16 protein-coding genes are annotated in these 14578 nt (G+C 67.8%); 3 read left to right on the forward strand and 13 right to left on the reverse strand.

The window, feature by feature from the left end; genetic code table 11:
• Positions 1–27: 27 nt before the first annotated feature.
• From VI234_RS14180 to VI234_RS14190, 3 genes are all read left to right on the forward strand, one after another.
• Entirely contained in the window at positions 28–2196 is a 2169-nt protein-coding gene (locus VI234_RS14180) for a VWA domain-containing protein (protein ID WP_336330380.1), read from the forward strand.
• A gap of 68 nt (positions 2197–2264) precedes the next feature.
• On the forward strand, positions 2265–2471 hold the full coding sequence (locus VI234_RS14185; RefSeq protein ID WP_008311341.1) for a CbtB domain-containing protein: 207 nt from the start codon (positions 2265–2267) through the stop codon (positions 2469–2471).
• Positions 2471–3184, forward strand: a complete 714-nt coding sequence (locus VI234_RS14190) for a CbtA family protein (protein ID WP_008311343.1) — start codon at positions 2471–2473, stop codon at positions 3182–3184. Before VI234_RS14185 ends, VI234_RS14190 begins: the two co-directional genes overlap by 1 nt.
• 12 nt (positions 3185–3196) lie before the next feature.
• On the opposite strand, the gene VI234_RS14195 is transcribed toward VI234_RS14190, so the two are convergent.
• The 13 genes from VI234_RS14195 to cbiT form a co-directional block, all read right to left on the reverse strand.
• On the reverse strand, positions 3197–3883 hold the full coding sequence (locus VI234_RS14195) for an Rnase Y domain-containing protein (protein WP_336330381.1): 687 nt from the start codon (positions 3881–3883) through the stop codon (positions 3197–3199).
• A 149-nt stretch (positions 3884–4032) separates the two neighbouring features.
• Positions 4033–5304 (reverse strand): outer membrane protein assembly factor BamB family protein, encoded by a 1272-nt coding sequence (locus tag VI234_RS14200; protein WP_008311347.1) that lies wholly within the window; start codon positions 5302–5304, stop codon positions 4033–4035.
• On the reverse strand, positions 5297–5668 hold the full coding sequence (locus tag VI234_RS14205; RefSeq protein ID WP_008311349.1) for a DUF3209 family protein: 372 nt from the start codon (positions 5666–5668) through the stop codon (positions 5297–5299). Before VI234_RS14205 ends, VI234_RS14200 begins: the two co-directional genes overlap by 8 nt.
• A 29-nt stretch (positions 5669–5697) precedes the next feature.
• On the reverse strand, positions 5698–6921 hold the full coding sequence (locus VI234_RS14210; RefSeq protein WP_336330382.1) for a CbiX/SirB N-terminal domain-containing protein: 1224 nt from the start codon (positions 6919–6921) through the stop codon (positions 5698–5700).
• Complete coding sequence (locus VI234_RS14215; RefSeq protein WP_336330383.1) at positions 6918–7583, reverse strand: cobalamin biosynthesis protein; 666 nt, start codon at positions 7581–7583, stop codon at positions 6918–6920. Before VI234_RS14215 ends, VI234_RS14210 begins: the two co-directional genes overlap by 4 nt.
• Complete coding sequence (locus VI234_RS14220; protein WP_336330384.1) at positions 7580–7876, reverse strand: ferredoxin; 297 nt, start codon at positions 7874–7876, stop codon at positions 7580–7582. Before VI234_RS14220 ends, VI234_RS14215 begins: the two co-directional genes overlap by 4 nt.
• The gene (gene cobJ, locus VI234_RS14225; RefSeq protein ID WP_336330385.1) at positions 7876–8889 is read right to left on the reverse strand and encodes a precorrin-3B C(17)-methyltransferase; all 1014 of its coding nucleotides are present in this window, start codon (positions 8887–8889) and stop codon (positions 7876–7878) included. The genes VI234_RS14220 and cobJ overlap by 1 nt, the downstream gene beginning before the upstream one ends.
• 2 nt (positions 8890–8891) lie before the next feature.
• Positions 8892–9818, reverse strand: coding sequence for a precorrin-3B C(17)-methyltransferase (locus tag VI234_RS14230; protein WP_336330386.1), 927 nt, complete (start codon positions 9816–9818; stop codon positions 8892–8894).
• A gap of 221 nt (positions 9819–10039) precedes the next feature.
• Entirely contained in the window at positions 10040–10804 is a 765-nt protein-coding gene (locus VI234_RS14235) for an SDR family oxidoreductase (protein ID WP_336330387.1), read from the reverse strand.
• 158 nt (positions 10805–10962) lie between these two features.
• On the reverse strand, positions 10963–11934 hold the full coding sequence (cbiG, locus tag VI234_RS14240; RefSeq protein WP_008311362.1) for a cobalt-precorrin 5A hydrolase: 972 nt from the start codon (positions 11932–11934) through the stop codon (positions 10963–10965).
• Positions 11935–12288: 354 nt separating this feature from the next.
• Positions 12289–13182 (reverse strand): cobalt-precorrin-4/precorrin-4 C(11)-methyltransferase, encoded by an 894-nt coding sequence (locus VI234_RS14245; RefSeq protein WP_336330388.1) that lies wholly within the window; start codon positions 13180–13182, stop codon positions 12289–12291.
• Positions 13175–13972, reverse strand: coding sequence for a cobalt-factor II C(20)-methyltransferase (locus VI234_RS14250; protein ID WP_336330389.1), 798 nt, complete (start codon positions 13970–13972; stop codon positions 13175–13177). Before VI234_RS14250 ends, VI234_RS14245 begins: the two co-directional genes overlap by 8 nt.
• Positions 13969–14574 (reverse strand): precorrin-6Y C5,15-methyltransferase (decarboxylating) subunit CbiT, encoded by a 606-nt coding sequence (cbiT, locus tag VI234_RS14255; RefSeq protein WP_336330390.1) that lies wholly within the window; start codon positions 14572–14574, stop codon positions 13969–13971. The genes VI234_RS14250 and cbiT overlap by 4 nt, the downstream gene beginning before the upstream one ends.
• Between the last annotated feature and the right edge of the window lie 4 nt (positions 14575–14578).

Raw genomic sequence — 14578 nt, forward strand, 5'->3', positions numbered from 1 at the left:
TAAATCTCCGTTTGCACTAATACAAGTATGGTTGTATTCGGCGACGGCAAAAAAGCTTCGCAGGGGGCCTCGTTCGCGGCCGTGGTGGGCCAGCGAGACCTCAAGGACGGACTGCTTGCCGTCGCGACGGACGACGACCTGGACGGCCTCCTTGTTCGTGGTGAGAAGGGCACGGCGAAGTCGACGGCGGTGCGCGCGCTCGCCGACCTGCTGCCCGAGCAGCGCGCGGTCGCTGACTGCCCCTACGGCTGTCCGCCAGACAGACCGGAGGCTCAGTGTGAGGACTGCCGGACGCGCTCGGACCCACCGGTCGAAACCCGGTCGGTACCGCTCGTCACGCTCCCCCTCGGAGCCACGCGGGACCGCGTCGTCGGGACGCTGTCGGTAGCCGACGCGCTCGACGGCGACCACGAGTTCGACCCCGGCCTGCTCGCCCGCGCGAACCGCGGCATCCTCTACGTCGACGAGGTGAACCTGCTGGACGACCATCTCGTCGACGTGCTGCTCGACGCCGCCGCGAGCGGTCAGAACCGGGTCGAGCGCGACGGCGTCACCGTCACCCACCCCGCCGAGTTCACGCTTGTCGGGACGATGAATCCCGAGGAGGGCGATCTGCGTCCTCAACTACGGGACCGATTCGCCCTCCAGACCGAGGTGTCGGCCTGCGAGGACCTTGACGACCGCGTCGCTATCATCGATCAGGCGCTCGGGGATGGGGACGGAGAGACACGGACCGACCCCGAGTCCGACGAGCGCGACCCGGGCGAGCGCCTCCGAACGGCCCGCGAACTGCTTCCAGAGGTCGACCTCGCCCGCGAATTCCGCGAGCAGATCGCCGAGCTCTGTCGGGACGCCGGCCTCGACGGCCACCGAGGGGACATCGCCACGGCGCGGACGGCCCGGACCTTCGCCGCGCTCGACGGGCGGACGACAGTCCTCGAATCGGACATCGAGCGGGCCGCCGAGTTCGCGCTACCCCACCGGCTCACCTCCCGGCCCTTCGAGGACGCACCGGATGTGGACGACGTGCTCGACGACCACTTCGATGACGAAGACGGCGAGTCTGAGGAGGAGTCCGCCGAAGATGGTGAGAGCGGTAGTGAGAAAAGCGGCGCAGACGGCGACGACGGGGACGAGGCAGGTGGCGAGTCGGCGGACGACGGAGCCGATTCTGACGGCGGTGAGGACGGCGAAAGAGAACAGCAGGAGCAGCGCCCAGACGACAGCGGAGAATCCGGCGAGGACGGCGACGACGAGTCGGGTGAGCACGGCGAGCAGCCGACGCCTGCCTCCGCCGACAGCGACGGCGAACGGCAGGAGACAGAGGCCGACGACGGCGGAGGAGCGACTGAAGACGATGGCGACGAGGGTGAACCCGGGCAGTCAGAGGACCCCGAAAACGCCACCCCGCTGCTGCCGGGCCAGTCCCGCGCGGAAGTCGGTGACAGCGGCGCGCCCGACGTGGACGCCCCGACGGTCGACACGGACGGCGGGAGCACAAGCGGGCGGGCGAGTGCCACAGACACCAGGCGCGGTGCGACGGTCCGCACCGAGCGCGCCGGCCGCGACGACGAGGTCGACGCCGCGGCCTCGGTCCGGGCGGCGGCCAGCCGCGGGAGCGGCCGCGTCGAATCGCGGGACCTCCGCAAGTCCGTTCGCGCAGGCGACGCGGAAACGCTGGTCGTGTTCGCCGTCGACGCGAGCGCGTCGATGCGTCCGGCGATGAAAGCCGCGAAAGGTACCGTGCTGGAGCTCCTGAAGGACGCCTACCAGGCCCGCGACCAGGTCGCGTTCGTCACCTTCGCCGGCGAGGGCGCGGACGTGGTGCTCCCGCCGACCGACAGTGTTTCGCTGGCCGCCCGGCACCTGAAGGACCTCCCGACCGGCGACCGGACGCCGCTACCGGACGGTCTGACGGCCGCTCGGGAAGTGCTCGACCGGGCGGACCCGGACGCCGGCGTCGTCGTCGTCGTGACCGACGGCCGCGCGAACGCCGCCGACGGGAGCCCGGTCGCGGCGACCAGAAGCGCAGCGCGGACGCTCGGCGAAGCGGCTGACCGGACCGTCGTCGTGGATGCGGGCGAGGGGAGTCGCGCCGGTCTGCTCGACCTCGTTGCAGACGAAACAGACGCAGCAGTCGTCCCGCTGGACGCGCTGACCGCCGAGCGCGTCGACGCCGTCGCCAGCGAACGATAACCCCCGTCGGAGCTGTCTCAGGCGGAAGTTTTACAATCTTACTTGTTCTTAAGACAAATGAGATTTCAATGCAGGACGACACTGACACCACACGCGCTACGGACAGCGTGTACGACCGTATCGAACGCGCCAGAGCGTCGCTGACCGGCCCGCAGATAGCCATCGCCGTCGCGCTGGTGGCGGCGCTCGGCTTCACGCTGCTGTTCGTGCAGGACCCGATGCTGCACGACTCGCTGCACAACTTCCGACACAGCGCCGGGATCACCTGCCACTGATGGCGACTGACTACCTCGAACGCGGCGCAGTGGCCGGCGTGGCAGGCGGGCTGGTCTACGGCCTGTTCGTCGCGACTGTCGGCAACGCGTTCACCGCCGGTCTGGAGACGTTCGAACACGGGCACGGCCACGGCGGCGGCCCCGTCGTCTCCGGACTCACGACGGCCGTCGCGAGCATCGGCGGCGGCGTCCTCTGGGGTATCCTCTTCGGCGTCGCAGTGTTCGGGATGGCGTATTTCTTCCTCGAACCCGCGATTCCCGGCTCGGGCGCGACGAAGCGACTGGCGCTCGCCGGAGCCGGCTTCCTCACCGTCTCCGGCGCGCCGTGGCTCGTCCTGCCGCCGCAGCCGCCGGGCGTCGAGCAGGCGCTCGGAACGGAGACGCGCCTCGCCTGGTACGCCGGCCTGATGACGCTTGGCGCGCTGGTCGCGGTGCTCGCCGGACTCACGTATCGACGGGCCGAGGGACGCCACGCGGCAGTTCGACTCGGGGCGACGGCGCTGCCGCTCGCGCTGCTCGCGGTTCCAGTCGCGCTCGCACCCGCGAACCCGGTCCACGGCGACGTGCCCGCCGCGCTCGTCGCAGCCTACCGCTGGACGGTCGTGTTCGGCCAGTTGCTGCTGTGGGCCACAATCGCAGGGGTTCACGCCTGGCTCGGGGACAGTGATACCCCAGTCGCGGACGACCTGGACTATCCCGCGACCGCGGACTAACGACGACGCGGCTCAGATTTTTCCGGCAACCGTTCCGAGATTCAGCGCCAGGCCGACGATAGCGACGACGGCGGCGATAGCGAGGTTCGTCGTCGTCCCGCCGACGCCGAACGACGCCGTACCGGCCGAGACTAGCGCGCCGAACCCGATCCCGGCAACGACGAGCGCGACACCGGTCAGCCCGACGAGCATCGTGCCGGTCGGGCCGAACCGACCGCCCGACCGGTCCGCCTCGTACTGGTCTAGGGCGTCGTACATGGTCTCCCCGACGGCCTCCTTGACTTCCGCCATCTGCCCCGAGAGGTAGGTGTTCAGTGTCTCCTCGTGCTCGTCGAGTTCCGCGGCGCGCTCGGATAACTGCGCGTTGTACTCGGTCAGTTCGGCCTCGCGCTCGTCGAGCGCAGTCTCCCGGTCGTCGAGAGCAGCCTCGCGTTCGTCGAGCCGATACTCCCGCTCGTCCAGTTCCGTCGCTCGCTGGTCGAGTTCCTCCTCGCGGGCGTCGACTTTCTCCTCGCGCCGGTCGAGTTCCGCGCTCCGCTGGTCGAGGCCCATCTCCCGCTCGTTGAGCCGGCGCTGCATCTGCGCGAACTCCCGCTCGCGCTCGGTTGGGTGGTCATCGACAGCAGTGCTGTCGTCGTCGGCCTCGGAGTCCGCGTCCGACGGTCCCTCCTCGTGATCCGCGTCTGTGTCATTGGCCATACTCGGCTCCCATACCGAGGCGCTACGACTAGCGAACGGTTAGTTTGACACCCCATAACACAGTAACCGGAGCCAAACCGGGAACAGGACATCTGAATCAGAAATCGTTCGCCCGGACCGTTACCGGCCCAAATCGCTACCTCGGCGCGTCAACGACGCGGTCGGCCGGTGTCGGTTCCCATCTCGACTCGGTGCAACCGGTACGCCCCGCGCTCGCGGCCCTCGTCGTGGTAGACGACCGGCTCCTCGACGGCGACAGCGGTCCCATCGGAGACTGCGGCCGCCGTCACGACGCCGTCGGTGTCCAATATGTCGATGGGGCCGTCTGCGACATCGAACAGCCGCAGTGCGTGGTCGTCGGCGTCGCGGTCCCGGAAGTTCTGCGCGCCGGGGACCGCGAGTAACGAACCGTCGGTGCCGAGCCCGCTAGCGAAGCCGCCGACGGGCGCGTCCCAGCGACGGTCGCCATCGGGCGAGACGCCAACGACAGTGTGCTCGGTCGGATGCCGTGCCTCTGTCTCGCGGCCCTCCTCGGGGTAGGTGTTGCCGGTCACAAACACCGCGCCCACCTCTGTCGCGTGAACGTGGTTCGGGTACGCGTAGACGATGTCGCCGTCCACGTCGGTCGGCGTCGCCAGCGGGACACGCCAGCGCTCCCGGCCGCCGCTGTCGAGCCGGTAGCCACAGTAGTCGCCGTGGCTGGAGACGACAGCGCCGTCGTCCAGCAGGGCAACGTCACCGACACGCCGCTGGCCGTCGGTGCCGGGGTCCCACATCCAGCGCGGGTCACCGTCGGCGGCATCGAGGACGACGAGGCCGTGCTGGTGGTCGCCGGGACAGCGGTTGTACGCGACTGCGACGCGGCCATCGTCGGCGTCGAGGGATATCGGCGAACCGTCGGTCCGGTACGTCCAGTCGACGGTGCCGTCGGGCGAAAAGGCGTGGACGACGCTCTCGAAGTGGCGGAGGTCGTTCCCGTCATCGTCAGTCCGTCGCTCGTACCGTCTTGCGGCGGCGTACAGCCGGTCACCGTCAGTGGCGAGGGACGCGACAAAGGGGAGCAGGAAGCGCGTCTCCTGCTGAGCCGCGCCGAGGTCCGTCCTGGTTTCGTACCGCCAGCGCAGCGTCCCGTCGGTGTCATGACACCGAATTTCGCCACGGGCGCTGCGTTCACCGACGACGACACCGCCGTCGAACGGTACCGCCGCGACGACGCTGGGCTCCCCGTCTGTTTCGTACTGCCAGCGCCGACGTGGAGGGCCGGAACCTGTCGACACGTCGAACGCCTGCAGGTCCCCGTCGGCGGTCCCGACGACCGCGAGCCCGTCGGTCAGCGTGACCGCCGAACGGCGGCCCTGATGGCGCGAGCGGGCCGGTGCTACGTCTCCGAGGTCGGCGGTCGGAGTGCCCTGGCTACTCATCGACCGGGAACGCCTCGTGGAGGACGTCGTGGGCCTCACCCAGCCCGTCGAGGACGTCCTCGCCCTGCATGGTGATGCGCGACACCGCCCGCTCGGCGTCGCGGACCGCCACGAGTCGGCCCCGGAGGTAGTCGTACTCGGGGTCGTCTTCGGGGGTCGCGGCGATGTCTTCTTCGAGGTCCACAAGCGCGGCATCGAGATGCCGCTCTATCGCGGCCAGCGTCTCCGCGCCAGCGAGGGCCTCGATGGGGCCGGTCATGTGGCCCTCCAGCTCCTGTTCGGCGTGCTGGCGGGCGTGGTCGTCTTCGGTACCGAGAACGTTCATGAGGCCCAGTCGGAGGGCCTCGATTTCGTAGCAGCTCATGGGTATCGTAGTGTTGTAAGGGTGTACTCTCAAAGCGTCTGGTCGACGAGTTCGCTCACGATGCGGTCGCGGTCCAGATGGGAGGAGACGATATCGGCGGCGTCCTCGTCCTCGACGCCGCCGTACCAGACGCCGTCCGGGTAGACGGCGACCATCGGCCCCTCGCCACAGCGGCCGAGACACGACGACCGTGTGATGCGGGCGTCACATTGGTCGCTGTCGCGGGCGGCCTGGCGGAGTCGTTCGAGGACCGCCGGCGCACCGTCCTGCGCGCAGGTCTGGTTCGTACAGACCGCGACGTGTTTTTCGGGGGCGTCGTGGACGTGGGGATCGTCGTCTACGTCCTCGCGGTCGGCGTGTTCGGCCTGATGGGTCAGCGCACGGAGCATCGCCCGAGCGCCGCCCTGGTCTTCCTCGTAGCCGTCGAGCTCGACCTTGTACTTGCAGGTGTCACAGGACATCTCGACGCTTCCCGTTCTCGCCTCCTGCCAGCGGTCGCCCAGCACATCGAGCAGGCGCGTATCGGTCCCGAGCGGTTCGCCCGGCGCGGCGTCAACGTAGGGGTACTCCTCGTCGAACTCCCGCGCGCCGTCCTTGATGCGCCCGGTCAGCACGCCGTCGCCGAGCATATACGGGATAACGACGACAGCGTCGGGCCGGCTCTTTGCGATGTCGTGCAGGGTGTCGTCGAGCAACGGCTCGGTGACGCCGATGAACGACGCTTCGACCCGCGAGAACTCGCGGCCCTCGTACAGCAGCCGAGCGAGCTTGTGTACGTCCGCGTTGGCGTCCGGGTCGCTGGAGCCACGGGCGCAGACGACGGCGGCCACCTCGTCCTCCTCCCGGTCGACGCCGAGTTCGGCCTCGACGGCCGCCGCGCGGTCGTCAAGCAGGTCCAGCAGCGCCGGGTGGACGCCCAGATGCGCACCGTTGTTGATGGTCAACTCCGGGTGGGCCTCGCGAGCCTGCTCGACGGCCAAGGGCACGTCGTTTTTGACGTGGCTGGCGGCGAACAGCGAGAGGTGGACCACCGACACCTGCGAGACTGCTCCGGCTAGCCCCGCGATGGCCTCGTCGATGGCCGGCTCCGCGAGTTCGAGGAAGCCAGCGTCGACCGGGATGCCGAGCCGGCCTTCCAGTTCGACCGCGAGGTCGCGGACCTGTTCGTTCGACTTCTCGCGCCGGGAACCGTGGCCGACCAACAGGACCGCCTCGTCGTCCAGCGTCTCTGGCGCGGCGATGGCTTCGCTCATCGTTCTCGGACTCGTTCGATACTTTTCCGGAGCTTGCGCCGGCGGCTCGGCGCGAACAGCCCCGTCTCCTCGCTGCCCTCGTAGAGCCAATCGCCGAGGACAGGTGCCGCGTCGTCGTCGACACCGAACCAGTAGCCCGACGACGTTTCCGAGAGGTCGTCGTACGGTGCGTCGACCGGGCAGCGGTCGAGCAGCGTCTGTATCGTCCGGAGGAGCCGTTCGTCTTCATGGACGAACGAGATGCCGACCGCGTCGTCGTCAGACTTGAAACACACCGTGCCACAGCTTTCGAGCAGTCCCCGGAGGAGCTGGCGGTCGTAGTCGGCCAGCGCGTCGAAGCGGTAGCCGCCCGAGTCCCCGTCGAAGGGCAGGCCGAGCGCGGCGCTGGCGCGGTCGGCGAGGCCGCCGACGACCTGCACCGTGAACTCCTCTTCTGTGCGCGTAATCGAGGTGTCGTGGGCGTACGCGCGCTCGACGATACGGCGGTCGGCCCGCTCGGCTCCGGCGATGGACGCGAGCCGCCGAGCGGCCGTCTCGTCGTTCGTCCGGACGGTGACACAGCCGTCCTCGCACTCGCCGTCGCCGGCGACCCGGCCCCAGAAGTACGCCGTTTCGGGGTGGGCCACGAGCATATCGTTCGGCGCGCCGGTCTCGACGCTCATGGCTGGACCTCCTCGGTGTCACCCGCTGGCGAAGCGTCTGCGGTGGCGTCCTCCTCGACGGTTTCGACGTGAATCGCGTCCAGCGGACAGGCCGCGGCGGCCTGCTCGGCGTCGTCTCGCTGGTCGTCGTCGAACGTCGCCGCGACGGCGTGGGCGTCGTCGACCTCCAGTTCGGTCGGCCCCGCGGTGTCGAGCGTCGCCAGTCCCTCGCCGTCCTCGGCGAAGCGCCCGTCGCGGACGAGACAGGCGAACACGCCGTCGCAGGCGTCGCGGTCGATGGTGATTCGGTACATTAGTAGTCGTACTTGGTCTCGTAGCCCCGCGGGGTCACCATCCGGTCGTCCCAGACGTAGGTGTCCTCGTTGCCCACGAGCAGGGTAGTGGTCATGTCGACGAGGTCCGTCTCGCCGAGTTCGGGCAACTCGCCGAGTTCGACGATCTCGACCTGTTCGTCCTCGCGGCCGGCGGCATGGACGACGCCGACGGGCGTCTCGGGGTCGCGGTGTTCCAGCAGGATTTCACAGCACTTCTCGTAGTTGTCCCGCCGTTTCCGGCTCCACGGGTTGTAGATGGTGATCGTGAATCCCTCCTTGGCGGCCGCGTGGAGCCGCGACTCGATGGTCGGCATGTCGGTCAGGTGGTCCGACAGCGAGATGGAGACTGTGTCGTTGACCAGCGGCGCGCCGACGCGGGCCGCACAGGACTGGGCCGCCGGGACGCCCGGAACCACGTCGAAATCGAGCATCGTTGCCGTCGCGCCCTTGGATTCGATAATCTCCAGCGCGAGGCCCGCCAGCGCGTACACGTTCGGGTCGCCGCTGCCGATGATGGCCACGTCGTTGCCCGCCAGCGCGCGGTCGATGGCCTCCTCGGTTCGGGACACCTCGCCGCACATCGGCGTGTTGTAGATGTCGTCGGCTCCGTCGGTGATCTCGTCGGGCAGCAGTTCGACGTAGGTAGTGTAGCCGACGATGTGCTCGGCGTCCAGCAGCGCGGAGCGCGCGCGGGCCGTCATCCCCTCGGGCTGGCCAGGGCCGAGGCCGACGGCGATGAGCTGACCCGGCTCGGCGTCGAAGTCGTCAACGGTCGCGCCGACCTCCTCCTCGTCATCCGAAGAATCAGACGATGAGGACGCCCCGCAGGAGCTACTGTTGGAGGAAGACGAGGAGTCGGATGACGACGAGGCCCCGCACTTCGAGGCGGTGTCGTCGCCCGTGTCCGGCGTCGTTTCTGTGGACGAACTCGCGCTCGCGCCACATTTCGATTCTGTCTCGGTACTCGCGTCGGTGGTGTTGTCAGTGCTCATTGTCAGAAATCGTCGACGTCACGCCCGCCGCGCGGGGTGACGAGGAACTCCTGGTAGTCGTTGCGCCACACTTCGGTCTCGTGGGTGCCGACGACGATGGACGAACCCATCCCGCCGACCTTGTCGTCGTGTTCGGACAGTTCGCCGAGCGTCGTAATCGTCTCCGTCTCGTCGTCAAGGTTCCGGCCGGCTTCGCCGCGGCCGGAGTCGTTGACGATGGCGGCGGGCACGTCGTCGGCTCGTTCCTCCCGCAGCACATCGACGGCTCGCTCGTAGTCGCGCCAACAGTTGTAGAGGACCACGACGAAGCCGCTGATCGCGGCCGCCCGGAGCTTCTCCTCGATTTCCGCCCAGCCGCGCCACTTGTCGGACAGCGAGATGGTGCAGAAATCGTTCGACAGCGGCGCGCCGAGGTTCGCCGCGCCCGACAGCGCCGCGGTCACGCCGGGGACAATCTCGATTGGCACGTCGTCGGCATCGTCGGCGTCGGCCATCGTGAACAGCAGGTCGGACTTCCCGTAGACGTTCGGGTCGCCGCCGGAGACGTGGGCGATGTCCTCACCGGCCCGGACCCGTTCGAAGGCCTCGCGGGCGAGTTCGACCTGCTTACCCATCGACGACCGGATGAGGGTCTGCCGGCTGCCGTCGGGTCGCTCCAGCACCGCCCCTTCCTCGTCGGCGATCTCGCCGTCATCGGATTTCCCATCGACCTCGGCGGACTGGGGCGGGAGCGTCCCGTCCTTCCGCAGGAACTCCTGGTAGAGGTTCGAGGCAATGATGCAGTCAGCGGTCTGGATGACGTCTTTCGCCCGCTGGGTCATGTCGTGGGGCAGCCCCGGCCCGATACCGACCACGTACAGCGTCCCGTAGTCGGCTGGACGCGTTGCCTCGGTCGCGGCCGTTGTCGACTGGCGTCCGTCGCTGCTCATCCTGGCGCTCCGCGACTCGCCGGTCGATTCTCGATACTATGGCGCATGATGAGTACAACGCCGCTTTCGCATAAAACAATTGTGCTTGTACTAGTCCAAGCGAAGGTGTTGAGAGACCATATTCCAGTTGTATTCGGATTCGGGAAGAAGTCGAGAGCGGTCGCTGTTCAATCGTACTCGCGTCCGCGAATCGCACCGCAGACAGTTCGATACCCTCTCGGTCAGGTGTTCGACAGCCCGCCGTCGACGACGAGGCTCTCGCCGTTGACGTAGGAGGCCATGTCGCTGGCGAGGAACGTCGCCGCGTCGGCGATCTCCTCCGGTTCGCCGAAGCGGCCGGAGGGGATGAGTTCCTTCAGCATCATCTTCGTCGTGTCGTCGATGCGCTCGTCCTCGAACATCTGGGTCTTGCTGTAGCCCGGGTGGATGGCATTGACCCGGATGTCGTAGTTGCTCAGGCGGTCCGCAAGCGCGTACGTGAACAGTCGGACCGCGCCCTTGGAGGTGCAGTAGTTGACCAGCAGCCCAGTCCCGCGGATGCCGCCGGAACTGGACATGTTGATGACGGTGCCGCCGCCGTTCTCGCGCATCCGTTCGGTGGCGACCTGCGCGCCGAAGAACACCCCCTTCGTGTTCACGTCCATCAGCCGGTTGTAGTCCTCCTCTGTAGTCTCGTAGAAGTCCGCTATCTCGGAGATGCCGGCGTTGTTGACCATGATGTCGATACCACCCAGTTCCTCGGCCGCGGCGACGGCCACCTCCAGGTCGTCGGGGTCGGTCACGTCGCACTCGACGAAGTGTGCTGTTTGGTCTGTCTCGGCGTTGACCAGTTCGTGCGTCGGTTCGCCGCCCTCGCGTGGTTCTTCCTGCAGGTCCGCGACAATGATGTTAGCACCGTGCTCCGCGTACCGTCGGCAGATGGCCCGGCCGAATCCGCTCGCGCCGCCCGTAACGACCGCCGTCTTCCCTTCGAGTAGTGTTGTCATGCGTCATTTGTCACCACAGGCTCACATAATAAATAAGTTTAGAGTTGTACAGTGACATGAACGCGAAACGGCCGTACAATCATCGCCACAGATAGTTCAGCGGTCGCTCGGTGACAGGAAACCGAAGCTGAGAACATGACTCTCGGAAAACGTCGAGGTTAGCGCCCGATAGCGACGGTAACGGCCTCGTCGTAGCGGGTCTTCTCGGCAAACAGGTCGTGGTCGCTGCCGGCAGCGATGGCCGACGCCTCGGCGATGCCGGGCCAGCCGATGAGTTCCTTCGACCGCGAGGGGGTCGGTCCCTCGAACTCCTCCAGCGTCTCCTTCTCGAAGGCGATGACGCCCAGGCCCCACTCCTCGGCGGCGGCGAGCATCCCGTCTTCGTCGGCTTTCCGAGTCCCCGTCGCAATGAACTCCACGTCGTCGCGGTCCAAGTCGGCCTCGTCCAGTGCCTGTTCCCAGGCGGCGTGGAACTGCTCGACATCCGCGCCAGCGACGCTGCCGCACCCCAGCACGACGCCGTCGTCCTTGTTGCGCTTGAGCACGGTCACATCGTCGTCGACCAGCACGGCCTTCGGCCCGTCGAGGCGCTCGACGGGGCCGAGTTCGTCGTCCAAGACGGCGAGATTCGTCGCAACCGTCGAGTCGCCGTTGACGACGTGGGCGTCGAGCGCCTTGGCCTGCTTCTCGACGCCTTGCTTGTCGGCGGCCTCCGAGGCGGTGGTCATCGCCGGCACTGCGCCCATCGACGCGAGGTCGTCGGCGACCTGGTTCGCGCCGTGGTGGCCGCCGGTGATGGGGATGGCCCAGGTGAGTTCCTCGTCGACGACACAGATGGCCGGGTCGTCCCACTTGTCATCGAGCAGGTGAGCCGTCTTGCGCATGGCGATGCCGCTGGCCATCAGGCCGATGAAGCAGTCGTACTCGCCCCAGTACTCCTCGAACACGTCGCCGTGGTATTCGAGGATGTCGATGGACTCATAGCGGTCGCCGATGCCGTCGACGATGTCCTCGGCGGTGTCCATCTTCCGCTCGAAGGCGACGATGGCGATGTCTTCGGCTACTTCGCCGTCCGAGTCGGGCGCTTTGCAACTGTTCGAACTGGAATCGTTGTCTGTGTCAGTGCTCATGGGTTCGCTCCGGCCAGTGAAACTTCCCCAGGCGACTGTCGGCCAGGAAGCCGCCTGGGTCCTGTCTGCGATTCGATTCTCGACTGCTGTCGGCGCGCGCTGGCGCGCTCGGATGGCGCGCCAAAACTGTGCGAGGGATGAGCAGCACAGCGAGTCCAGCGAGCGAGCAGCGCAATCGGGTGGGGAGGTGTGTGGCTCGCAGTGGAGTGCGGTGCTGTAGGGTGGACTGAAAGGGGCCGGTCGCTCCGGGAAGACGACCGACGCGAGCACGCGAGGGCAGCGAGCGCGCGCGGCGAGGTCCTCGACTGGAGCGACCGGGGGCTTTCTGGCTGTACTCGATACGGACGAACCATCCTAGTCGTCAGCCTCCTGCGAACTGTCACCCGAATCACTGCCCCGGTTCGCCCAGTCGCCGTAGAGGAACGAGCGCTCGTAGTCCTCACCACCAACAGCGTCCCCAATCACGACCATCGCGGAGGCGCGATATCCGGCGTCCTCCAGTTTCTCTCCGATGGTCGCAATCGTCCCTTCGATGACGTCCTCGTCGGGCCAGGAGGCGTGATAAATCGCCGCAACAGGCGTCTCGGGGTCGTGGCCGTCCTCAAGTAGGCGGTCCATCGTCTCGGAAACAGCGTGGGTCCCGAGGTAGATGCAGGTCGTCACGTCGCCCATGCCGACGAACTCGGAGATGTGGTCCTCGTCTTCGTCCAGGGTCTTGCCCTGCGGGCGGGTGAAGGCGACGTGGTTGGCGACCTCGTTCAGCGTCAGTTGGGTCCGCATCGTAGCACTGGCAGCAAAGGCGGAGGTGACGCCGGGGACGATGTAGGTCGGGACGCCCTCGTGTTCGAGCGCGTCCATCTGCTCCAGCGCGGCTCCATAAATCGCGGGGTCACCGCTATGGAGGCGGACGACCGTGTCGCCGTCCTCGTAGGCGTCCCGCATCAGCGGAATCAGCTCTTCTAAGTCCTTGCCGATGGAGGAGACTGTCTCGGCGTCGGCGCAGTACTCCTCTAGAAGTTCGCTGTTGACGAGCGACCCGGCGTGGACCACGAGGTCGGCGTCGGCCAGTAGCTCGCGGCCGGCGACGGTCAGCAGCCGGGGGTTGCCCGGTCCGGCCCCGACGAAGGGGATGCCCTCCTGCTCGTCGCCGGCGTTGTGCTCGTAGACGCGGTCGTCGCGGTTGCCGGCGACGGAGTCGATGGCCGTCTGCGGGTCCGTCTCGCCAGTCTCATCAGTCTTCTCAGTCATGTTTCACCTCGTCGCCACAGAGGGCGGCTTCGGAGCGCTCCTGTCGCACTACCGCCCCGGAGCCGTTCTCGCCGCCGTCGGTCACGACGCCGCTCTCGTCGGCCGCTTCGAGGAAGGCGTCGGTCGCCTGCTCGACGCGGGTCTCGGGCTTCTCGGCGTAGGCCAGCGTGTAGTAGTCTCGCTCGTCGATCTCGCTCGGGTCGTCGGTTACGACGGTCTCGCCCTGCTCCATGAACAGCCGGCGGCCGTACACCACGTCGTAGCCGGCCTCGACCAGCCCCTCGTGGGTAGCCGGCGCGTCGGTCACCTTGAACAGAATCATCCGGTCCGGCCCCGTCGGCGACGCGCCGCGGTCGGCCTCCCGCAGCGCTAAGCTCGACCCCGCGGTGATTTCCACGCCAAGCGCCGTCGCGAACGCCGACATGGCGCTGACGCCGGGGACCACTTCGAGGTCGACCTCGGGGTGGAACGCGGCGAGGGTCCGCCGGAGGTGACCGAACGTCGAGTAGACGTTCGGGTCGCCCAGCGTGACGAAGGCGGCGTCGCCCTCGCGGGCCGTCGGCGCGATTTCGGCGGCGGCTTCCTTCCACGCCGACCGGAGTTTGTCCTCGTCGCGCGTCATCGGGAAGTCGAGGTCACCGATGCGCTCCTCGGGGACGTGCTCGGTCGCGACCGAGCGCGAGAGCCGCCCCGGCGAGTACACCACGTCGGCGGATTCGAGGGCGCGCTTCCCGCGGACGGTCACAAGGTCGGGCTGGCCGGGACCGAGGCCGATGCCGTAGAGGGTCATCGCTGGCCTCCGTTTGCGGCCCCAGAATCAGCCGGCGACCCGCCGTCGGCCGCCACGTCCTCACTGGCGCTGCCGACGAGCATGTACACCGGGTTCTCCGAGTTGAAACTCGTCGCACCGGCGAGTTCGTAGCCGTGGCTCACCTGGAACTGGACGACCTCCTCTAGGATGTCGCGCTCTCGGAAGGCCTCCGTGGCTGCGCCGGCGACCTCCAGCCGCGAGACGTTCATCACGATACGGTCGACACCGGTCTCGACGGCGTGGTCGAGGACGGCCTCGTAGTTGCGCGACCCGCCCAGAAAGAGCGCGTCGGCGTCGTCCGGCAACCTCTCCGGGGCCTCGGCCTCGCGGAGTTCGACATCGGCGTCGACGTCGTTGGCGGCGAGGTTCTTGCGAGTCACGTCGAGTCGGTTCCCCTTGCGTTCGAGCGCAGTGACCCGCCCGGCCCGGCGCGCCGCCGTGATAGTGACGGCACCGGTACAGGAACCGACCTCCGCGAAGTGGTCGGACCCGGTGAGAGCGAGTTTGCTGGCGAGGACGGCCCGGACCTCCGGCTTGGTGGGACCGGCCTTCGCGTCGTGTGGGAGCGAGACGCGTGTCATCACG

Origin of the sequence: Haloarcula sp. CGMCC 1.2071, from assembly GCF_037078445.1 — an archaeon.
Taxonomy (GTDB): Archaea; Halobacteriota; Halobacteria; order Halobacteriales; family Haloarculaceae; genus Haloarcula; species Haloarcula amylolytica.